The sequence below is a fragment of the Pseudomonas sp. NY15372 genome, from assembly GCF_048068215.1.
Taxonomy (GTDB): Bacteria; Pseudomonadota; Gammaproteobacteria; order Pseudomonadales; family Pseudomonadaceae; genus Aquipseudomonas; species Aquipseudomonas guariconensis_A.
In genome coordinates, this window is the sequence record NZ_JBLUPY010000054.1 from 1 (window position 1) to 18,140 (window position 18,140).

Sequence of the window (18,140 nt, forward strand, 5' to 3'; positions counted from 1 at the left end):
CTCCTACAGGGTCATGCGCGACCCTGTAGGAGCGGCCTTGTGCCGCGAAAGGGGCGCGAAGCGGCCCCCAGCGATGTTACTTGTCGCGGCGCTCGTACTCGCCCTCGATCACATTAGGACGATGGCCACCTTCCCGCGGCGGCGCCTGGAACGGGTCGTCCTGGAAGGCGCGCTGGCGCATGGCCTGGGCTTCGGCGCGCTGGCGCATCTTGCGCGCGGCCAGATGGCGGGTGAACGGCAACAGGCACAGCAGGCCCAGCACATCGCTGATGAAGCCCGGCAGCAGCAACAGGCCACCACCGACTGCCAGCATCAGGCCCTGGAACATGTCCTCGGCGGGCAACTCGCCACGCTGCAGGCTCTCGCGGGCACGCAGTGCGGTGGCCAGCCCGGCCACTCGCATCACCAGCACGCCCAAGGCTGAGCCGGCGATGATCAGCAGCAGCGCCGGGAAGAAACCGATGGCGGCACTGACCTTGACGAAGACGAACAGCTCCAGCACCGGAAAAATCAGAAACAGCAGTAGAAAAGCACGCATTCAAGGGATCCTCGGCGGAAGAAAGCCTTCCTGTAAGACCATCAGATGGATGCGTATACGCCTGTTTTCAACCCTCGACGTTCGTCGCCACCGGCCATTGGTCGGCGCGGGCCAGCAAAACCAAGGCTTCGCGAACCTGTATCGGCGTATTGCAAACAGTGGGAAACGCCAGCCAATAGATGCCTTGGCCGATGCGCAGGTGCATGCCCTCGCTGTCGATGCCCACCAGTTGCGCCGGCGCGGTACGCGGCAGGTCGGTCAGCTCGACGTAATGGGCGATGGCGTTGGCATGGTCGCTGTTCATGTGCTCGATCATGCTCGCCTCGGCCTGGCCGGCGAAGGGGTTGGCCAGGGTCACCTGGTCGAGCCAGTGGATCGCGCCGAAGCCGCCGATGTAGCGGTGGCGTACAGGCTCCAGTACCCAGAAATCGAAATCGTGCGCCTTGTGGTAGTTCTCCGCGTCAGGGAAGTAGCGGTAGTAGCGCTCGGCCGCTGCCTCGATGGCGCGTTCGTCGGTGAGCTTGCGGGCCTCGGCCATGACCGTCAGCCGCCCCACGGCCTGGACATCTTCGGCATCGCGCTCACCCACCAATAGCGAACACTTGGCGTCCTTCTGCAGGTTGTGGGTGTGCTGGGCGATACGGCTGATCAGGATCAGCGGGTGGCCATCTGCGTCCAGGCAATACGGCACCACCGAGCCGAAGGGGAAGCCGGGCATGGACTTGGAATGGGTCGAAAGGACGCCGCGGTACTCCTTGAGCAGCAGTTCCCGGGCGGGGCGGATGGCAGTGTTACTCACGAAGGACGCTCCTGGGCGGCGGATTGGATGCGGACAAAGATAAGCATTATCACTCCCCGCTGCCAATCCGCGCCTTGCCACGCCCGTTGCAGGAACAGGCCGCTTACGCCTACCAGGTCACCCCGAAGCCGGCCGTGTAACGGGTCTTGTCCAGGTCGCTGTCCCGGGTCCCGCTGATGATGTCCTTCTCCGCCTTGAGGTTGAGCGAGGCCCATTCGGTGACCTTGTAGCGCAGGCCTGCCTCGGCATCGAGCGAGTAGTCGGCCACGCCGCCCAGGGGCTTGCCGAACTCGCCATTGGTGAAGATCTCGACGCTCTTGCCGATCAGGTAGCGGTTGTAGTCCCACTTCAGCGCGGCGGAATAGAAGTTGTCCTTGCCGCCATCGCGGTACTCGAAATCGGTGCGGTTGATCAGCGAACCGAGGGAGAACGCCCCCAGTTCGTCGTCCCAGAACTGGTAGCCCGGGCCGGTACCGACGGTGCGCTGGCGCGCCAGGTCTTCGATGTGGTCGCGCTTGTACTCCAGGCGCCCTTGCCAGAACCACTGGTCGGTGATGAAGCGGTCCAGGGCGTACTCGGCCTTCCAGTTGTTGGTGGTCGTGACGTCGTCCTTGGTCTCGCGGTTGTATTCGCCTTCGGCGTTGTGCCGCCAGCGGCCATGGCGCGCGGTGGTCTTGAAGCTGACATCGTAGTCGTCGGTATCGTTCTCGGCGCGCTTGTAGTCCATGGCCACATCGACGTTGCCCTTCCACAGGAAGTCCTCGACCAGCGGCCTGGGCTTCATGATCTGTTCGATGCTCGCCAGGTCCACGGTCTTGGGCGCCTCGCCGTTGGCCAGGGTCACCTTGCCCGGCTCGGCGGCCTTGAGCGACTTGGTCTTCTCGCCGTTGTAGGCATCCTGCTTGACCAGCAGCTCCTGGTCGCTTTCCAGGGTTTGCACTTCTTTCCAGTCCAGGGCGATGGAGCCGCCATACGGGGTTTCCAACAACAGCTTGCCGCCATCGAAGACCTTGATCTTGCCGCTGAGCCTGTCGCCGTTCTTCATCCATACGGTATCGGCGAGTGCCGGTGCGCAGAGGGAAGCAGCGAGGATACATAGCAGGGTTCTAGAATACATAAGCAGACTACAGGTTCGATTTACCGAAAAAAGCCGGGCATTATCCAGATCACCACGACCAGAGCAAGGACAGACCCCAGCGTATGAAGTTGAGTTCCGCTGCCATTTCCTACGGTCCTTGGCGAACTTTCTTGGAAACAAGGAAAAGTCCGATGCCCTCTTCCCTACAGACGAGTGAGGATGAGAAACATGCCCGACGGACGGCACTCTATTCCGTTCTCGGCCAAATTCCTCCCGGCAAAGTGGTCAGCTATGGCCAACTGGCCGAGCTGGCAGGCCTGGGCCGCGCCGCCCGCTGGGTCGGGCGTACCCTCGGGCAGCTGCCGACCGACACCCGCCTACCCTGGCATCGGGTGTTGGGTGCAGGCGGACGCCTGAGCCTGGCCCTCGGCACGCCGTCGGGGGATGAACAGCGTGCTCGTCTACGTGCAGAAGGCGTTACAGTCGTGAACAATCGCGTCGATATGTCGCGTCATGGCTGGCGTCCGATGGAGCACAGCGGTTAGAGTGCGCGCTTTGTTTTCGCAAATATTGAGGCAGATGTTGGCCCATGCCCCGTAAAACCTGGCGCGCTGCGCTCGCTGCCTATGCCAGCCCGTCGACCTTGGTGCTTTTGCTGCTTGGATTCGCCGCCGGCCTGCCGTACATGCTGGTGTTTTCGACGCTTTCCGTGTGGCTTCGGGAAGCGGGTGTAGCACGCGAGACCATCGGCTATGCCAGCCTGATCGGCCTTGCCTACGCGTTCAAATGGGTTTGGTCGCCGCTGCTGGACCAATGGCGCCTGCCGGTGCTCGGTCGCCTTGGTCGGCGTCGCTCTTGGCTGTTGCTATCGCAGGCCCTGGTCGTGGTCGGCCTGGTCGGCATGGGCCTGTGCGACCCGCAAAAACACCTGTCCTGGCTGATCGCCCTGGCCGTGCTGGTGGCCTTCGCCTCGGCCACCCAGGACATCGCCGTGGATGCCTATCGCCTGGAAATCGCCGATGACCAGCGCCAGGCCGCACTGGCCGCCAGCTACATGGCCGGCTACCGCGTCGCGGCCCTGCTCGCCACGGCCGGCGCCCTGTTCTTCGCCGAATGGTTCGGCTCCACCGGCTTCAGTTACCTGCACAAGGCCTGGACCGGCACCTATGTGCTGTTCGGCGTGCTGATGCTGCCCGCGCTGTTCACCACCCTGGTGATGCGCGAGCCGTCTGTGCCGATGCGCACCCAGCTGTCGGCGGCGCGCTACGGCCTGGTTCACCAGTTGGCGTCGGTGTTCGTGCTGATCATCCTGCTGGTGTCGGTACCGGCGAGCTTCACCCAGATGTTCAACACCGGCTGGTCCAGCGTGATTACCGGTGATGCGACCATGCTCGACCTGCTGCTCGAGGACCGCGCCTTCCTGCGCCTGATCCTCTACGTGCTGCTGACTTGGGCCTGCCTGTCGTCCCTGGGCCGCAGGGGCCTGGCGCCGGTGCTGACACCGGTCAACGACTTCATCCTGCGTTACCGCTGGCAAGCCTTGTTGCTGCTCGGGCTGATCGCCACCTACCGCATGTCCGATACGGTGATGGGCGTGATGGCCAACGTGTTCTACATCGACCAGGGCTTCACCAAGGACCAAATCGCCAGCGTCAGCAAGATCTTCGGCCTGATCATGACATTGGTCGGCGCCGGGGCCGGCGGCCTGCTGATCGTGCGCTTCGGCATCCTACCGATCCTGTTCATCGGCGGCGCAGCCTCGGCGGCGACCAACATCCTGTTCCTGATGCTGGCCGACATGGGCCCGAACCTGGAAATGCTGGTGGTCACCATTTCCCTCGACAACTTCAGCTCGGGCCTGGCCACCTCGGCGTTCGTGGCCTACCTGTCGAGCCTGACCAACCTGAAGTTCTCAGCCACCCAGTACGCTCTGCTCAGCTCGATCATGCTGCTGTTGCCGCGCCTGATCGGCGGTTACTCAGGGGTGCTGGTAGAGAAGTTCGGCTACCACGATTTCTTCCTGATCACCGCTCTGCTGGGTGTACCGACCCTGATCCTGATCGCCCTGCACTGGCATCAGGAAGCTGGGCGTGGCAAGCAGGCACCGGTGGACAATTCCGCGGCCGAGCGGCCTTGAGTCCAGGGGCCGCTTCGCGGCCCATCGCGGGACAAGCCCGCTCCTACAGAGGCCTCGTTCTTCCTGTGGGGGCGGCCCCAACCCTCTATGCCACGGCCCCCTGGCCCCGGCGCCCACCCACTACATACCACAACGGCCACAGCGCCAACGCCCCGGCGATGCCGGCGCCCAAGGCAAAGTGCACCAGGCTCGCCCCGGCACCCAGCATTGCCAGGACCGCCCCGCCAAGCCCCAGCAGGGCAATGGTGATCATCCCTAGCATCGCCGATACCAGCCCCTTGCTCTGCTCGCTGGCGAACAGCGTCATGCGATACAACACCGCATTGGCCACGCCCAGGCCCAGCGCATACAGCGACATACCCGCCACCACGCTGGTCACCGTCGGCCAGTACCAGGTCGCCACCACCATCAGGCCCAGGCCGGCCAGGTAGGGCCAGAGCGCCCCGCGCACCAGGCTGGCCAAGGGATAGCGGTCGGCGATGCGGTTGATGATCAGGTTGCCCAGGATCAGCCCGCCGAATACCGGTAGCTGCCACAGCGCATATTCCATCGTACTCAAGCCTTCATCGGTGATCAGCAACACCGGCGACAGGCCGATCCAGCCGATCAAAGGCAAGCCCACCAGCCCCAGGGCCGCGCTACCTGCCACGAAGCGACGGTTGCTCAGCAACTGGCCATACCCGGCCAGCAACGGCAACAGGTGGATCGGTGTGAATGGCAGGCGCGACCCATCGCGGCGCTCCACGCCCAGGGTTTCGGGCATCAACCGGTACAGCAACGCCCAGGTCAGCACCGCGCCCATGGCAAACGCCACGAACAGCCAGCGCCAGTCCAGCCACTGCAGCATCAAGGTGCCCACCAGCGGCCCCAACAGCGGCGACAACAGGGCGATGTTCGCCAGCAGGGCCATCATGCGCACGGCATCGGCCTCGCTGAAGGCCTCGTTGAGCGCCGGGTAGCTGACCGTCACCACGAAGCCCAGCCCGATGCCCTGCAACAGGCGCAGCAGGTTGAACAGGCCGATATCATGGACCCAATAGGTCGCAAGGCACGCCGCCCCGAACATCGCGCAACCGGCCAGCAACAGCGGCCGACGGCCATAGCGGTCGGCCAGCGGGCCGATCAGCCATTGCAGCAGCACGCCGCCGAGCAGGTACAGGTTCAAGGCGTGGGGAATGTATTCGGGGCTGGCCTTCAGATCGTCGACCACCACCGGCATGGCGGGCATGACCGCATCGCTGGCCAGGTAAGTCAGCAACTCGAACAGGGCCAGGGTCAGCCCGAACAGCAAGGCGCGCAGGGGCGTGATGTACAGCAATGGTTTCATGATGAAAAACAGCTTGGTGAACAGGAGGGACCAGCCTATATGCCAGAAATGGCAGGGGTTGGCTGTGAACAAGTGTAATGGGCCAAGAACGCATCGCGGGACAAGCACGCTTCCACAGGGCCTGCATCACCCTGTAGAAACGGCCTTGTCCCGCGACGGGATCTCGCGAAAGGCCACTTACTGCGCAGCCGCTTCCTGCACCACGCGGATCACCCGTTGCGGGAACGGAATGTCGATACCTTCAGCCTTCAGGCGATCACGGGCATGTTCATTGAGCATGAACATCACGCTCCAGTAGTCGGCCGTATTGACCCAGGCACGCAAGGAGACGGTGATGGCGCTGTCGCCCAGGGTCGACACCACGGCTTCCGGAGCCGGGTCCTGTAGCACGCGTGGGTCCTTGGCCAGTTCCAGCAATACGTTGCGGGCCTTTTGCAGGTCAGCGTCGTAATCCACGCCGACGTCGAACACCACCTTGCGGGTCGGCTGGCGGTTGTAGTTGGTGATGATGCCATTGGACAGGCTGCCGTTGGGCATGATCACGGTCTTGTTGTCACCGGTGCGCAGCACGGTGTGGAAGATCTGGATGCTGTCGACGGTCCCGCTCACGCCTTGGGCTTCGATCCAGTCGCCGATGCGGAATGGGCGGAACAGCAGGATCAACACGCCACCGGCGAAGTTCGCCAGGCTGCCTTGCAGGGCCAAGCCGATGGCCAGGCCGGCGGCACCGATGGCGGCGACGAAAGAGGTGGTCTCGATGCCGATCATCGACGCCACGCTGACCAACAGCAACACCTTCAGCACGATATTGGCCAGGGTGCTGATAAAGCCTTGCAACGCCACATCGGCATTGCGCAGGCCCACCAGCCTGCCCAGGCGCGCACTGAGCTTGTTGACGATCCACCAGCCGATGGCCAGGGTCAGCAGCGCCAGCAGCAAACGGCTGCCGTATTCCATGAGCAAGGGGATCCACGTCTGCGATTGGCGGACCAGTTGATCGACTTCAGCGTTCAAATCCATATTCATTCATCTCCTGAGCCCTGCGGCAGTACGAAAAAACAGGCCGCGAAGATCTCGCGGCCCCAGGTTCCGATGGACATCAATAGGCCATCAAGGTTCCTGTTTCACGGCGATCAGTCGCGGAAGTTGTTGAACTGCAGCGGCATGTCGAATTCCTTGGTGCGCAGCAGGGCGATGGCTTCCTGCAGGTCGTCGCGCTTCTTGCCGGTGACCCGCACCTGCTCGCCCTGGATGGCGGCCTGGACCTTGAGCTTGGCGTCCTTGATGGTAGCGACGATCTTCTTGGCCAGTTCTTTATCGATACCCTCGCGGAACTTGGCTTCCTGCTTCATTTCCTTGCCGGAGGGGTAGGCATCCTTGACTTCCAGGCACTTGACGTCGATCTTGCGCTTGACCAGGGCCAGGCGCAGGATCTCGATCATCGCCTCGAGCTGGAACTCCGCCTCTGCAGTCAGGAGCACGGTCTGCTCCTTGTCCTTGAACTCGAAGCTGCCCTTGCCCTTGAGGTCGTAGCGACGGTCCAGTTCCTTCACCGCGTTGTCCACGGCGTTGGTGACTTCGTGCTTGTCCAGTTCCGATACCACGTCGAACGAAGGCATGGTTGTTCTCCAAAATAAAAGCGCGCTCGGTCGGATGGAGCGCGCCAGGTTTGACGGTTAAAATGCGGGCTCATTATAACGGGTTGCGAAACGCAGATGAGCAGCACCTGGCATATTCTCGGCGCCGGTAGCCTCGGCAGCCTCTGGGCCTGCCGCCTGGCCCGCGCGGGCAAGGCGGTGCGCCTGATCCTGCGCGACGACCGGCGCCTGGCCGCCTACCAGGCCGCCGGTGGCCTGACCCTGGTCGAACATGGCCAGGCCAGCCACTATGCGATCCCCGCCGAGAGCCCCGGCGCCCATGGGCCGATCCATCGCCTGCTGGTCGCCTGCAAGGCCTATGACGCCGCCTCCGCCGTGGCCCGCCTGGCGCCGCGTCTGGCCGAAGGGGCCGAACTGGTGCTGCTGCAGAACGGCTTGGGCAGCCAGGACGAGGTCGCCGACCAAGTACCCCGTACCCGTTGCATCTTCGCCTCGAGCACCGAAGGCGCCTTTCGCGAGGACGACTGGCGCGTACGCTTCGCCGGGCAAGGCTTCAACTGGCTCGGCGACCCCGCCAACCCCACCGTGCCGCAATGGTTCGACGACCTGGCCGAGGCCGGCATCCCCGCTGAATGGACGGTGGATATTCTCACCCGCCTGTGGCGCAAGCTGGCGCTCAACTGCGCGATCAACCCCCTGACGGTGCTGCACGACTGCCATAACGGCGGCCTGCTGGAACACCTGGGCGAGGTCGCCACGCTGTGCGACGAGCTCGCCGCACTGCTGCGCCGCTGCGGCCAACCCCAGGCCGCCGAAATGCTGGACGAGGAGGTACAGCGGGTCATCCTGGCCACGGCAGCCAACTACTCTTCCATGTACCAGGATGTGCGCCATGGCCGGCGCACCGAAGTGCACTACCTGCTTGGCCACGCCTGCCGGACCGCAGCCCGCCACGGCCTGGGCCTGCCGCACCTGGAACGCCTGCACCAGCGCCTGGTCGATAGCTTGCAGGCCCGTGGCCTGCCCAGCGACTGACGCTGCCCATCAACCGCACAGAGGACACCGCCTCGCCCATGACCCTGCGCCAACGCCTGGAAAACCTCCCGGTCGGGCAGAAACTGCTGGCGGCCTTGCTGGTACTGCTGGTCACCATCCTGCTGGTGGCCAACCTGGCGTTCATCAGCGCCGCCTACTGGATCACCCAGGAAAGCATGGCACCCCAGGCCCTGCACACCATCGGCCGGCTGGTGTCCAATCCGCAGTTGTCGGCGCGCGCTGGCGACTCGCCGGAAGCGGCCAGCGCCCTGCTCAAGGAACTGGACAGCTACTCGCCCCTACGCGCCGCAGCCCTCTATGGCGGGGATGGGCGCATGCTCGCACAGTTGCAACATGGCGACCCGCTGGCGCTGCCCAAGCGTTTTCGCAATATCAGCGGCTGGCGCATGATGGAGTTTCGCAGCACCCAGCTGATCCCCCTGCCCCGCGAAGGCAAGCCACCGGCCTACCTGCTGCTGGTCGCCAGCAGCGAACTGCCGACGGCCTTCTACACCGGTACCCTCACCGCGAGCTTGGCGATCCTGATCTTCAGCGTGCTGCTGTGGTTACTCATCGCCCGGCAGATCAAGCGCCTGATCACCCAGCCGATCCACCAGCTCGAGGAGCTGAGCCGCCAGGTCACCCGCGAGGAAAGCTATGCTCTGCGCGCCCAGCGCGGCAATGACGACGAAATCGGCAGCCTCGCCGATGCCTTCAACACCATGCTCTCGCGTATCGAGGCTCGCGAGCAGCAACTCAAGCGCACCCGCGACGAATTCCAGATGGCCTACGACCAGGCCCAGGGCCTGGCGGAAGAAACACGCCACACCAACCGCAAGCTGGAACTGGAAGTCCAGGTGCGCAGCAAGATCGAGAAGAAGCTCACGGGCTTCCAGAACTACCTCAACAGCATCATCGATTCCATGCCCTCGGCCCTGATCGCCCTGGACGAGCAGCTCTACGTGACCCAGTGGAACCATGAGGCCACAGTGCTCTCCGGCACACCGCTGGACGAGGCGCTGAACCAGCCGATCTTCATCGCCTTCGAGCCGCTCAAGCCGTTCCTGCCACAGCTCAAGGAAAGCGTGGAAAAACACCGCGTGGCCAAGATCGAACGGGTCACCTGGCCCAAGGGCGAGGACGTACGCCACTATGCCTTGACCTTCTACCCGTTGACGGGCGGAGGCGGGCGTGGCGTGGTGATCCGCATCGACGACATCACCCAGCGTCTCTCGCTGGAAGAGATGATGGTGCAGTCGGAGAAGATGCTCTCGGTCGGCGGGCTTGCCGCGGGCATGGCCCACGAGATCAACAACCCCCTGGGCGCGATTCTGCACAACGTGCAGAACATCCGCCGGCGGCTGTCGCCGGAGCTGCCGCGCAACCAGGAGCAGGCGGCCGAGCTGGACATCGACCTGCCCAGCGTCAACCGCTACCTGGAAAGCCGCGAGGTACCCCAGTTGCTCGATGGCATCCAGCAAGCCGGCGCACGCGCGGCCAAGATCGTCACCCACATGCTCAGCTTCAGCCGCCGCAGCAACCGACAGCTGGCGCCCTGCGACCTACCGGCGCTGATCGACCAGGCCGTGGAGATCGCCGGCAACGACTTCGACCTGGCCATCGGCTTCGACTTCAAGGGGCAGCATATCGTGCGCCAGTTCGACCCCGCGCTCGGGCCGGTCCCCTGTACCGCCAACGAACTGGAGCAGGTGCTGCTCAACCTGCTCAAGAACGCCGCCCAGGCCATACACCAGCGCCCGCAACCCAGCGAGCCGGGGCGCATCACCCTGCGCACCCGACTCAACCCGCCGTGGGCGGAGATCCAGGTGGAAGACAACGGTGTCGGCATGCCCGAAGCCGTGCGCAAGCGTACCTTCGAGCCGTTCTTCACCACCAAGGAAATCGGCCAGGGCACCGGGCTGGGCCTGTCGGTCTCGTATTTCATCATCACCAACAACCACAAGGGGCAAATGGAAGTGCATTCCGCGCCCGGCCAGGGCACCTGCTTCACCCTGCGCCTGCCCCTTGGCCAACCGGTGCCGACGGCACCAGGCACCACGGAGGCATGACATGGGCTATCGCCTGTCGAAGATCTACACCCGCACTGGCGACAAGGGCGAGACCGGCCTGGGCGATGGGCGCCGGGTCCCGAAGGATCACCCTCGCATCGAGGCCATCGGCGAGGTGGACAGCCTCAACAGCCAGCTGGGCCTGTTGCTCGCCGGGCTCGCGGACGAAGGGCTGGAAGAAGTGATGGAGGTTCTGGCGCCCTGCCAGCACCGGTTGTTCGACCTGGGGGGCGAGTTGGCAATGCCAAGCTACCAGGCGTTGAACGCCGTGGAAGTCGAACGGCTGGAAGCGGCGATCGATCGCTGGAACGAAGAGCTGGGGCCGCTGAAGAACTTCATCCTGCCCAGCGGCTCGGCGCTGGTGGCCCAGGCCCATGTGTGCCGGAGCCTGGCGCGCAGCGCGGAGCGGCGTTGCCAGCAGCTCAATGCGCTCGAGCCGCTGGAGGGGGTCGGGTTGGCGTACATCAACCGATTGTCGGACCTGCTGTTCGTGGCGGCTCGGATCATCGGGCGGCGGCAGGGGGTGGCCGAGGTGTTGTGGCAGCCTGCGGATAAGCCTAACGCCTGATTTTTGGGGCTACTTCGTAGCCCATCGCCGCAAAGCGGACCCGATTACTCAGATTTCAGGCCAGAACGCCCGGATCCCGGCAACACCCTGTGCTCCGGCATCCCAAGCTTGCTCCCGCTCACCGGCCCCGACACCGCCGAGCAGGAACACCGGATGGTTGATCCCCTGGATCAGCCGCCCCGCTTCCTCCCACCCCAGCGGCACGGCGTCCGGATGAGTCTGGGTCGCTTGCACCGGCGACAGGGTAACGAAATCCACGCCCATCTGCTCGGCCAGGGCCAGCTCCTCGGCATCGTGGCAGGACGCCGCCAGCCAGCGTGCCTTGGGGAAGGGGCGGCCATTGGCGGCATACTTGCGCAGTTGCGCCGAGGTCAGGTGCCAGCCAGCGGAGGGGAAATCCCCCAACCACTCCAACGGCCCCTTGAGCATCAGCTGGGCCTTGCCGGCACACAAGCCGACCGCATCCACCGCCACGTCGCGGTACTTGGGATCGTACATGTCCGGTGCGCGCAGCTGGATCAGGCGGATGCCATCAGCGATGGCCTTCTGGATGCCGCGTAGCAGTTGCGGCGCGTCCAGCCCGTCCGGAGTGATCAGGTATTGGTCAGGCAGTCGGGCGGCCGCCACGATCGGCGCGTTGGCCTCGGGGAAGTCGTACTGCCCCAGGTCCCGGGGCGCCACCCAGGCCAACGGCTGGCCCTCGGCGCCATGGGGCTCGCCGGTGAAGCCGTCGACTTCGCGGACATCGAGCAGCACCTGCTTGTCCGGGTAATCATGGCTGACCTTGATCAGCGGCCGGGAACGGGTCACCTCGATGCCCAGTTCCTCACGCAGCTCACGGGCCAGCGCCGCCTCGACGGCCTCGCCCTCCTCCACCTTGCCGCCAGGGAACTCCCACAGGCCGCCCTGGTGCTGGGTGTCGGCGCGCCGCGCGATCAGGATGCGCCCGTCGGTGCCACGAATGACTGCTGCTACGACGTGGATCCGTTTCACCCTTCACGCTCCGCCAGGCCTGCCTTCTGCCAGGCCTGGAAGGCCGGCCACTGGTAGATGGTTTCGATGTAGGTAGCCGCTTCGGCCGGCACTTCTACGCGGTAGGTGCGCAAGCGCACGGCCACCGGGGCGAAGAAGGCGTCGGCCAGGCTCGGCGTGCCGAACAGGAACGGGCCGCTTTCCTTGGCCGCCAGGCGGCATTCGGACCAGAGGGCGACCATGCGATCGATATCCACCTGGACATCCAGCGGGATGCTTTCCAGGCCTTCGTCGCGGGACAGGTCGAATGGCATGGCAGTGCGCAGGGCCATGAAACCGCTGTGCATCTGCGCGCAGGCCGAGCGGGCCTGGGCACGGGCAGCGATGTCGGCAGGCCACAGCTGGGCGTCGGGGTGGCGCTCGGCCAGGTATTCGGCGATGGCCAGCGAATCGGCGATCACGCCATGTTCGGTCTTGAGCAGCGGCACCTTGCCACTGGCCGAGAATTCGAGGATGCGTTTGCGGGTGTCGGGCTGATTCAGCTTGATCAGCGTTTCTTCATAGGGCACACCAGCCAGCTCCAGGGCCAGGGCGCCACGCAGCGACCAGGAGGAGTACAGCTTGTCGCCGATGATCAGGTGATAGCTCATGGTTCGGCTCCATTGGTTTGGAAATTCATGGCTGCCTTGCAGCCCATCGCCGGCAAGCCGGCTCCCACAGGTTCAGCACAGGTCTGGGGTATACGGCGGCATCTGTGGGAGCCGGCTTGCCGGCGAAAGGGCCGCGACGCGGCCCCAGCTGAATCAGGTGCGGTATTCAGCGTTGATCTTCACGTACTCGTGGGACAGGTCGGTGGTCCAGATGGTTTCGCTGCATTGGCCACGGCCCAGCTCGATACGAATGGTGATTTCCTCCTGGGCCATCACCTTGGAACCCTGCTCCTCGGTGTAGCTCGGGCTGCGGCCGCCCTTGCTGGCGATGCAGACGTCGTCGAGGTACACGTCGATCAGGCTGACATCCAGCGCCGGTACGCCGGCACGGCCGACCGCAGCGAGGATGCGGCCCCAGTTGGGGTCGGAGGCGAACAGCGCGGTCTTGATCAGCGGCGAGTGGGCCACGGCGTAGCCGACGTCCAGGCACTCCTGGTGGTTGCCGCCGCCGTTGACCTGCACGGTGACGAACTTGGTGGCACCTTCGCCATCGCGCACGATGGCCTGGGCCACTTCCATGCACACCTCGAACACGGCTTTCTTCAAGGCTTCGAACAGCGCCCCGCGGGCTTCGGTGACTTCCGGCAGGTTGGCCTTGCCGGTAGCGATCAGCATGCAGCAATCGTTGGTCGAGGTGTCGCCGTCGATGGTGATCCGGTTGAACGACTTGTTGGCACCGTCAAGCAGCAGGTCCTTGAGCACGGCAGGCGCGACCTTGGCGTCGGTGGCGATGTAGCCGAGCATGGTGGCCATGTTCGGACGGATCATCCCGGCCCCCTTGCTGATGCCGGTGACCGTGACGGTGACGCCATCGTGCTGGAATTGGCGGCTGGCGCCCTTGGGCAGGGTGTCGGTGGTCATGATGCCGGTGGCGGCTTGCGCCCAGTTGTTTTCCGACAGGTCATCCAGGGCGGCCTGCAACGCCCCCTCGATCTTCTCGACCGGCAGCGGCTCGCCGATCACGCCAGTGGAGAACGGCAATACCGCACTGGCATCGACCCCGGCCAATTCGGCCAGCTTGGCGCAGGTGCGCTCGGCGGCAGCCAGGCCCGGCGCGCCGGTGCCGGCATTGGCGTTGCCGGTGTTGGTCAACAGGTAGCGCACGGTGCCTTGTACACGCTGCTTGGAGAGGATCACCGGCGCTGCGCAGAAGGCGTTGAGGGTGAACACACCCGCGACGCTGGAGCCTTCGGCGCAACGCATCACCACCACGTCCTTGCGCCCGGGGCGCTTGATGCCGGCGGACGCGATGCCGAGTTCAAAACCGGGAACCGGGTGCAGGGTGGGCAAAGGACCAAGACCAACAGCCATTAGAGCGCTCCTAGAAAATACGGTGAACAGGTGATGGAAGAGCGGGGCCGCTTCGCGCCCCATTCGCGGCACAAGGCCGCTCCTACAGTGCCTTGGGCGCGGTCCCTGTAGGAGCGGCCTTGTGCCGCGAATGGGCCGCACAGCGGCCCCGGTTTGTCACGTTACAGCAGGCGGATCAGATCACTCGATCTGGCCGTGGCAATGCTTGAACTTCTTGCCCGAACCGCACCAGCACGGCTCGTTGCGGCCCAGCTTCTGCTCGTTGCGCACCGGCGCGGTGGCCACGGCCACTTCGGCACCTTCCTGCGCAGCGTGCTCTTCGCTTTCCAGGCCAGGGGCGGCGGCATGCTGGAACTGCATGCGCTGGGCCAGTTCCTCGGCTTCGCGACGCAGGCGCGCTTCCTCTTCGGCCGGGTCCTCGCGACGGACCTGGACATGGGACAGCACACGGATGGTGTCGCGCTTGATCGACTCCAGCAGTTCCTGGAACAGGCTGAAGGATTCGCGCTTGTACTCCTGCTTCGGGTTCTTCTGCGCATAGCCGCGCAGGTGGATACCGTGACGCAGGTGGTCCATGGTCGACAGGTGGTCTTTCCACAGGTCGTCGAGCACGCGCAGCAGGATCTGCTTCTCGAAGGTGCGCAGGGCCTCCTCGCCAGCCTGATCTTCCTTCTCGTTGTAGGCCGCGGTGATTTCGCTGAGCAGCTTCTCGCGCAGGGTTTCCTCGTAGAGGCGCTCGTCCTCGTCGAGCCACTGCTGGATCGGCAGCTTCATGGCGAAATCGCTGGCCAGGGCCGCTTCCAGGCCGGCCACGTCCCACTGCTCGGGCAGCGACTGTGGCGGAATGTGCTGGCTGATGGTGGCATCCAGCACTTCCTGGCGGAACTCGGCGATGGTATCGCCGATGTTGTCGGCCGCCAGCAGGCTGTTGCGCATGTGGTAGATCACCTTGCGCTGCTCGTTGGCCACGTCGTCGTATTCGAGCAACTGCTTGCGGATGTCGAAGTTGCGGCCTTCGACCTTGCGCTGGGCCTTCTCGATCGCGTTGGTGACCATGCGATGCTCGATGGCCTCGCCGGATTGCATCCCCAACGCCTTCATGAAGTTCTTCACCCGATCGGAGGCGAAGATACGCATCAGGCTGTCTTCGAGCGACAGATAGAAGCGGCTGGAACCCGGGTCGCCCTGACGACCGGCACGGCCGCGCAGCTGGTTGTCGATACGGCGGGACTCGTGGCGCTCGGAGGCGATCACGTGCAGGCCACCGGCTTCGATCACCTGCTGGTGACGCTTCTGCCAGTCGGCCTTGATCTGGGCGATCTGCTCGGCGCTCGGGTTCTCAAGGGCCGCGACCTCGGCTTCCCAGTTACCCCCCAGCAGGATGTCGGTACCCCGACCGGCCATGTTGGTGGCGATGGTCAGCGCGCCCGGCGCACCGGCCTGGGCGATGATCTCGGCTTCCTTCTCGTGGTACTTGGCGTTGAGCACCTTGTGCTCGATACCTTCCTTCTTGAGCAGGTTGGACATGTGCTCGGACGTTTCGATGGTGGCCGTACCGACCAGAACCGGACGGCCCTGCTTCATGCTTTCCTTGATGTCGGCGATGATCGCCGCGTATTTCTCGTCGGCGGTCAGGTACACCAAGTCGTTGAAGTCCTTGCGCGCCAACGGCTTGTTCGGCGGAATGACCATCACGTTCAGGGCGTAGATCTGAGCGAACTCGAAGGCCTCGGTATCGGCGGTACCGGTCATGCCGGACAGCTTGGTGTAGAGGCGGAAGTAGTTCTGGAAGGTGGTCGAGGCCAGGGTCTGGCTCTCGGCCTGGATGTTCAGGTTCTCCTTCGCCTCGATGGCCTGGTGCAGGCCCTCGGACAGGCGGCGGCCCGGCATGGTACGGCCGGTGTGCTCGTCGATCAGCAGGACCTGGCCGTCCTGGACGATGTACTCGACGTTGCGGTGGAACAGCTTGTGGGCGCGCAGGCCGGCGTAGACGTGGGTCAGCAGGCCCAGGTTGTGCGCCGAGTAGAGGCTCTCGCCCTCGGCCAGCAGGCCGGCCTGGGTGAGCATCTCCTCGATGAACTGGTGGCCAGCCTCGTTGAGTTCCACCTGGCGGCTCTTCTCGTCGATGGTGTAGTGGCCTTCCTGGGTCACCTGGCCTTCGACTTCCTCGATATGCTGGGTCAGGCGCGGGATCAGGCGGTTGATCTCGATGTACAGCTTGGAGCTGTCCTCGGCCTGGCCGGAGATGATCAGCGGAGTACGGGCTTCGTCGATGAGGATGGAGTCGACTTCGTCGATCACGGCGAAGTTCAGCTCACGCTGGAACTTCTCTTCCTGGCTGAACGCCATGTTGTCGCGCAGGTAATCGAAACCGAATTCGTTATTGGTGCCGTAGGTGATGTCGGCGGCGTAGGCAGCGCGCTTCTCCTCCGGCGGCTGGAAGGCCGAGACGATGCCCACGGAAAGACCGAGGAACTCGTACAGCGGGCGCATCCAGTTGGCGTCACGGCGGGCCAGGTAGTCGTTGACCGTTACCACGTGCACGCCCTTGCCGGACAGCGCGTTGAGGTAGACGGCCAGGGTACCGACTAACGTCTTGCCTTCACCGGTGCGCATTTCTGCGATCATGCCCTCGTGCAGGGTCATGCCGCCGATCAGCTGCACATCGAAGTGACGCATGCCCATGACGCGCTTGCCGGCCTCACGGGCCACGGCGAAGGCTTCGGGCAGCAATTGGTCGAGGGTCTCGCCTTTGGCCAGGCGCTCCTTGAACTCTGCGGTCTTGCCCCGCAGCTGCTCGTCGGAGAGGGCCACCATCTTCTCTTCGAAGGCATTGACGATATTCACCGTCTTGAGCATGCGTTTGACTTCACGCTCGTTCTTGCTTCCAAAAAGTTTCTTTAACAAAGGCGCAAACATATCGACAGGATCTTCCACACTTAGGGATGGAGGGCGGCCCCGTGAGTCGCCCGTGCAGCCCACGGGCTGCATGCGAACGAGCATTCTACCCGGAAACGATGGTGAGGAAAGTGGTGGATTTCCACGATGCTGGCACAGCGCTTTGGCGGGGGCCCTCCTAACATAAGGCCTTTTCGGGCAAGTTCAAGGTGCTGGAAGATGAAACGTATCAGGGACATTTCCGAAGAGGATCAGGCAGTTGCGTTGCGTTTTGCCGCCCAATCGCGGGACAAGCCCGCTCCCACCAGGCCTGCGCTGTTTTCAGAGACACCGCCGTACCTGTGGGAGCTGGCTTGCCAGCGATAGGACCGGGGCAAGCAACTCAAGACAGTTGGCTCCCACAGGGGTTCGCACCGGCAGCACCGGTACAACGGGCTTCTGTTAAGATGGCCATCCTGTAACCCAACGTGTATTCCAATGGCCTACAAGCCCTCCTCGGCCCGCCCACCGGCTGCCCTGCTGCGCCAGGCTCGGCCGCTGCGTCTGCTGCTCAACCAGGCCGAACGCCTGGAGCACTTGCAGCGCCTGCTGGAAAGCCAGCTGCAGCCGGCTGCACGCGAGCATTGCCATGTGGCGTCCTGGCGCGATGGCACATTGTTGCTGGTGGTGACGGACGGTCATTGGGCGACACGCCTGCGCTACCAGCAGAAAAGACTGCAACGCCAGCTGCAGGCGCTGGAGGCCTTCGGCAACCTGCAGCGCATCCTGTTCAAGGTGCAGCCGCCGTTGGTGCCGGCCAAGCGCGAGGGGCAAGGGGCCGAACTGTCGAGCAAGGCGGCCGAGAGCATTCGTGATTCGGCTGAAGGCATTACCGACCCCAGGCTGCGCGCAGCGCTGGAGCGGTTGGCCAGTCATGCTCGAGACAAGCGATAACCCGCAGGGACCGCTTCTCGGCGCAGCAGCCCCATCGGTCCCAATAGGCATAAAATAGGATCGAGTAGGAGACGGGCTCTCACCCGTCGTCCTCTCACACCACCGTGCGTACGGTTCCGTACACGGCGGTTCAGGTTATGCGGCTAAGCCTGTTGATCGTATCGAGT

Annotated in this window: 16 protein-coding genes; 6 read left to right on the top strand and 10 right to left on the bottom strand. The window is 64.2% G+C overall.

The genetic code is table 11. The features are described 5' to 3' along the window. Nucleotides 1–76: 76 nt before the first annotated feature. From ACNFG0_RS21860 to ACNFG0_RS21870, 3 genes are all read right to left on the bottom strand, one after another. On the bottom strand, nt 77–538 hold the full coding sequence (locus ACNFG0_RS21860; protein ID WP_416766372.1) for an FxsA family protein: 462 nt from the start codon (nt 536–538) through the stop codon (nt 77–79). 67 nt (nt 539–605) lie between these two features. After that, the gene (locus tag ACNFG0_RS21865) at nt 606–1,337 is read right to left on the bottom strand and encodes a HugZ family protein (protein ID WP_196146309.1); all 732 of its coding nucleotides are present in this window, start codon (nt 1,335–1,337) and stop codon (nt 606–608) included. A 109-nt stretch (nt 1,338–1,446) separates the two neighbouring features. After that, the gene (locus tag ACNFG0_RS21870; protein WP_196146310.1) at nt 1,447–2,454 is read right to left on the bottom strand and encodes a DUF481 domain-containing protein; all 1,008 of its coding nucleotides are present in this window, start codon (nt 2,452–2,454) and stop codon (nt 1,447–1,449) included. 152 nt (nt 2,455–2,606) lie between these two features. On the opposite strand from ACNFG0_RS21870, the gene ACNFG0_RS21875 reads away from it, so the two are divergent. Together ACNFG0_RS21875 and ACNFG0_RS21880 are read left to right on the top strand one after the other, a co-directional pair. Beyond that, nucleotides 2,607–2,960 carry an MGMT family protein gene (locus tag ACNFG0_RS21875; RefSeq protein ID WP_196146311.1) on the top strand — a complete coding sequence of 118 codons (354 nt, stop codon included), beginning with the start codon at nt 2,607–2,609 and terminating at the stop codon, nt 2,958–2,960. A 44-nt stretch (nt 2,961–3,004) separates the two neighbouring features. Continuing rightward, nucleotides 3,005–4,552, top strand: a complete 1,548-nt coding sequence (locus ACNFG0_RS21880; RefSeq protein WP_196146312.1) for an AmpG family muropeptide MFS transporter — start codon at nt 3,005–3,007, stop codon at nt 4,550–4,552. Between the two features lie 85 nt (nt 4,553–4,637). Here ACNFG0_RS21880 and ACNFG0_RS21885 read toward each other — a convergent pair whose 3' ends face one another. The 3 genes from ACNFG0_RS21885 to ACNFG0_RS21895 form a co-directional block, all read right to left on the bottom strand. Further along, the gene (locus ACNFG0_RS21885; RefSeq protein WP_416766374.1) at nt 4,638–5,879 is read right to left on the bottom strand and encodes an MFS transporter; all 1,242 of its coding nucleotides are present in this window, start codon (nt 5,877–5,879) and stop codon (nt 4,638–4,640) included. Nucleotides 5,880–6,056: 177 nt separating this feature from the next. After that, nucleotides 6,057–6,899: a mechanosensitive ion channel family protein gene (locus ACNFG0_RS21890; protein WP_416766382.1), complete on the bottom strand. Its 843-nt coding sequence runs from the start codon at nt 6,897–6,899 to the stop codon at nt 6,057–6,059. Nucleotides 6,900–7,012: 113 nt separating this feature from the next. Next, nucleotides 7,013–7,498: a YajQ family cyclic di-GMP-binding protein gene (locus tag ACNFG0_RS21895; RefSeq protein ID WP_084855798.1), complete on the bottom strand. Its 486-nt coding sequence runs from the start codon at nt 7,496–7,498 to the stop codon at nt 7,013–7,015. A gap of 96 nt (nt 7,499–7,594) precedes the next feature. Here ACNFG0_RS21895 and ACNFG0_RS21900 point away from each other — a divergent pair, with 96 nt between their 5' ends. From ACNFG0_RS21900 to ACNFG0_RS21910, 3 genes are read left to right on the top strand one after another with little or no spacing between them, the layout of a single operon-like run. Next, complete coding sequence (locus ACNFG0_RS21900) at nt 7,595–8,512, top strand: putative 2-dehydropantoate 2-reductase (protein WP_416766376.1); 918 nt, start codon at nt 7,595–7,597, stop codon at nt 8,510–8,512. A 38-nt stretch (nt 8,513–8,550) separates the two neighbouring features. Then, nucleotides 8,551–10,581 (top strand): sensor histidine kinase, encoded by a 2,031-nt coding sequence (locus ACNFG0_RS21905; RefSeq protein WP_196146315.1) that lies wholly within the window; start codon nt 8,551–8,553, stop codon nt 10,579–10,581. A 1-nt stretch (nt 10,582) separates the two neighbouring features. Continuing rightward, nucleotides 10,583–11,149, top strand: a complete 567-nt coding sequence (locus tag ACNFG0_RS21910; protein WP_196146316.1) for a cob(I)yrinic acid a,c-diamide adenosyltransferase — start codon at nt 10,583–10,585, stop codon at nt 11,147–11,149. A gap of 48 nt (nt 11,150–11,197) precedes the next feature. On the opposite strand, the gene ACNFG0_RS21915 is transcribed toward ACNFG0_RS21910, so the two are convergent. The 4 genes from ACNFG0_RS21915 to secA all read right to left on the bottom strand — a co-directional run bounded on the left by ACNFG0_RS21915 (nt 11,198) and on the right by secA (nt 17,061). Beyond that, nucleotides 11,198–12,142 carry a Nudix family hydrolase gene (locus tag ACNFG0_RS21915; protein WP_416766379.1) on the bottom strand — a complete coding sequence of 315 codons (945 nt, stop codon included), beginning with the start codon at nt 12,140–12,142 and terminating at the stop codon, nt 11,198–11,200. Continuing rightward, nucleotides 12,139–12,771, bottom strand: coding sequence for a glutathione S-transferase family protein (locus ACNFG0_RS21920; protein ID WP_196146318.1), 633 nt, complete (start codon nt 12,769–12,771; stop codon nt 12,139–12,141). The genes ACNFG0_RS21915 and ACNFG0_RS21920 overlap by 4 nt, the downstream gene beginning before the upstream one ends. 153 nt (nt 12,772–12,924) lie before the next feature. Further along, nucleotides 12,925–14,142: a bifunctional glutamate N-acetyltransferase/amino-acid acetyltransferase ArgJ gene (gene argJ, locus ACNFG0_RS21925; protein WP_196156185.1), complete on the bottom strand. Its 1,218-nt coding sequence runs from the start codon at nt 14,140–14,142 to the stop codon at nt 12,925–12,927. Nucleotides 14,143–14,322: 180 nt separating this feature from the next. Continuing rightward, the gene (gene secA, locus ACNFG0_RS21930) at nt 14,323–17,061 is read right to left on the bottom strand and encodes a preprotein translocase subunit SecA (protein WP_196146320.1); all 2,739 of its coding nucleotides are present in this window, start codon (nt 17,059–17,061) and stop codon (nt 14,323–14,325) included. A 456-nt stretch (nt 17,062–17,517) separates the two neighbouring features. Here secA and ACNFG0_RS21935 point away from each other — a divergent pair, with 456 nt between their 5' ends. Further along, nucleotides 17,518–17,973 carry a DUF721 domain-containing protein gene (locus ACNFG0_RS21935; protein WP_416766381.1) on the top strand — a complete coding sequence of 152 codons (456 nt, stop codon included), beginning with the start codon at nt 17,518–17,520 and terminating at the stop codon, nt 17,971–17,973. Nucleotides 17,974–18,140: the final 167 nt, after the last annotated feature.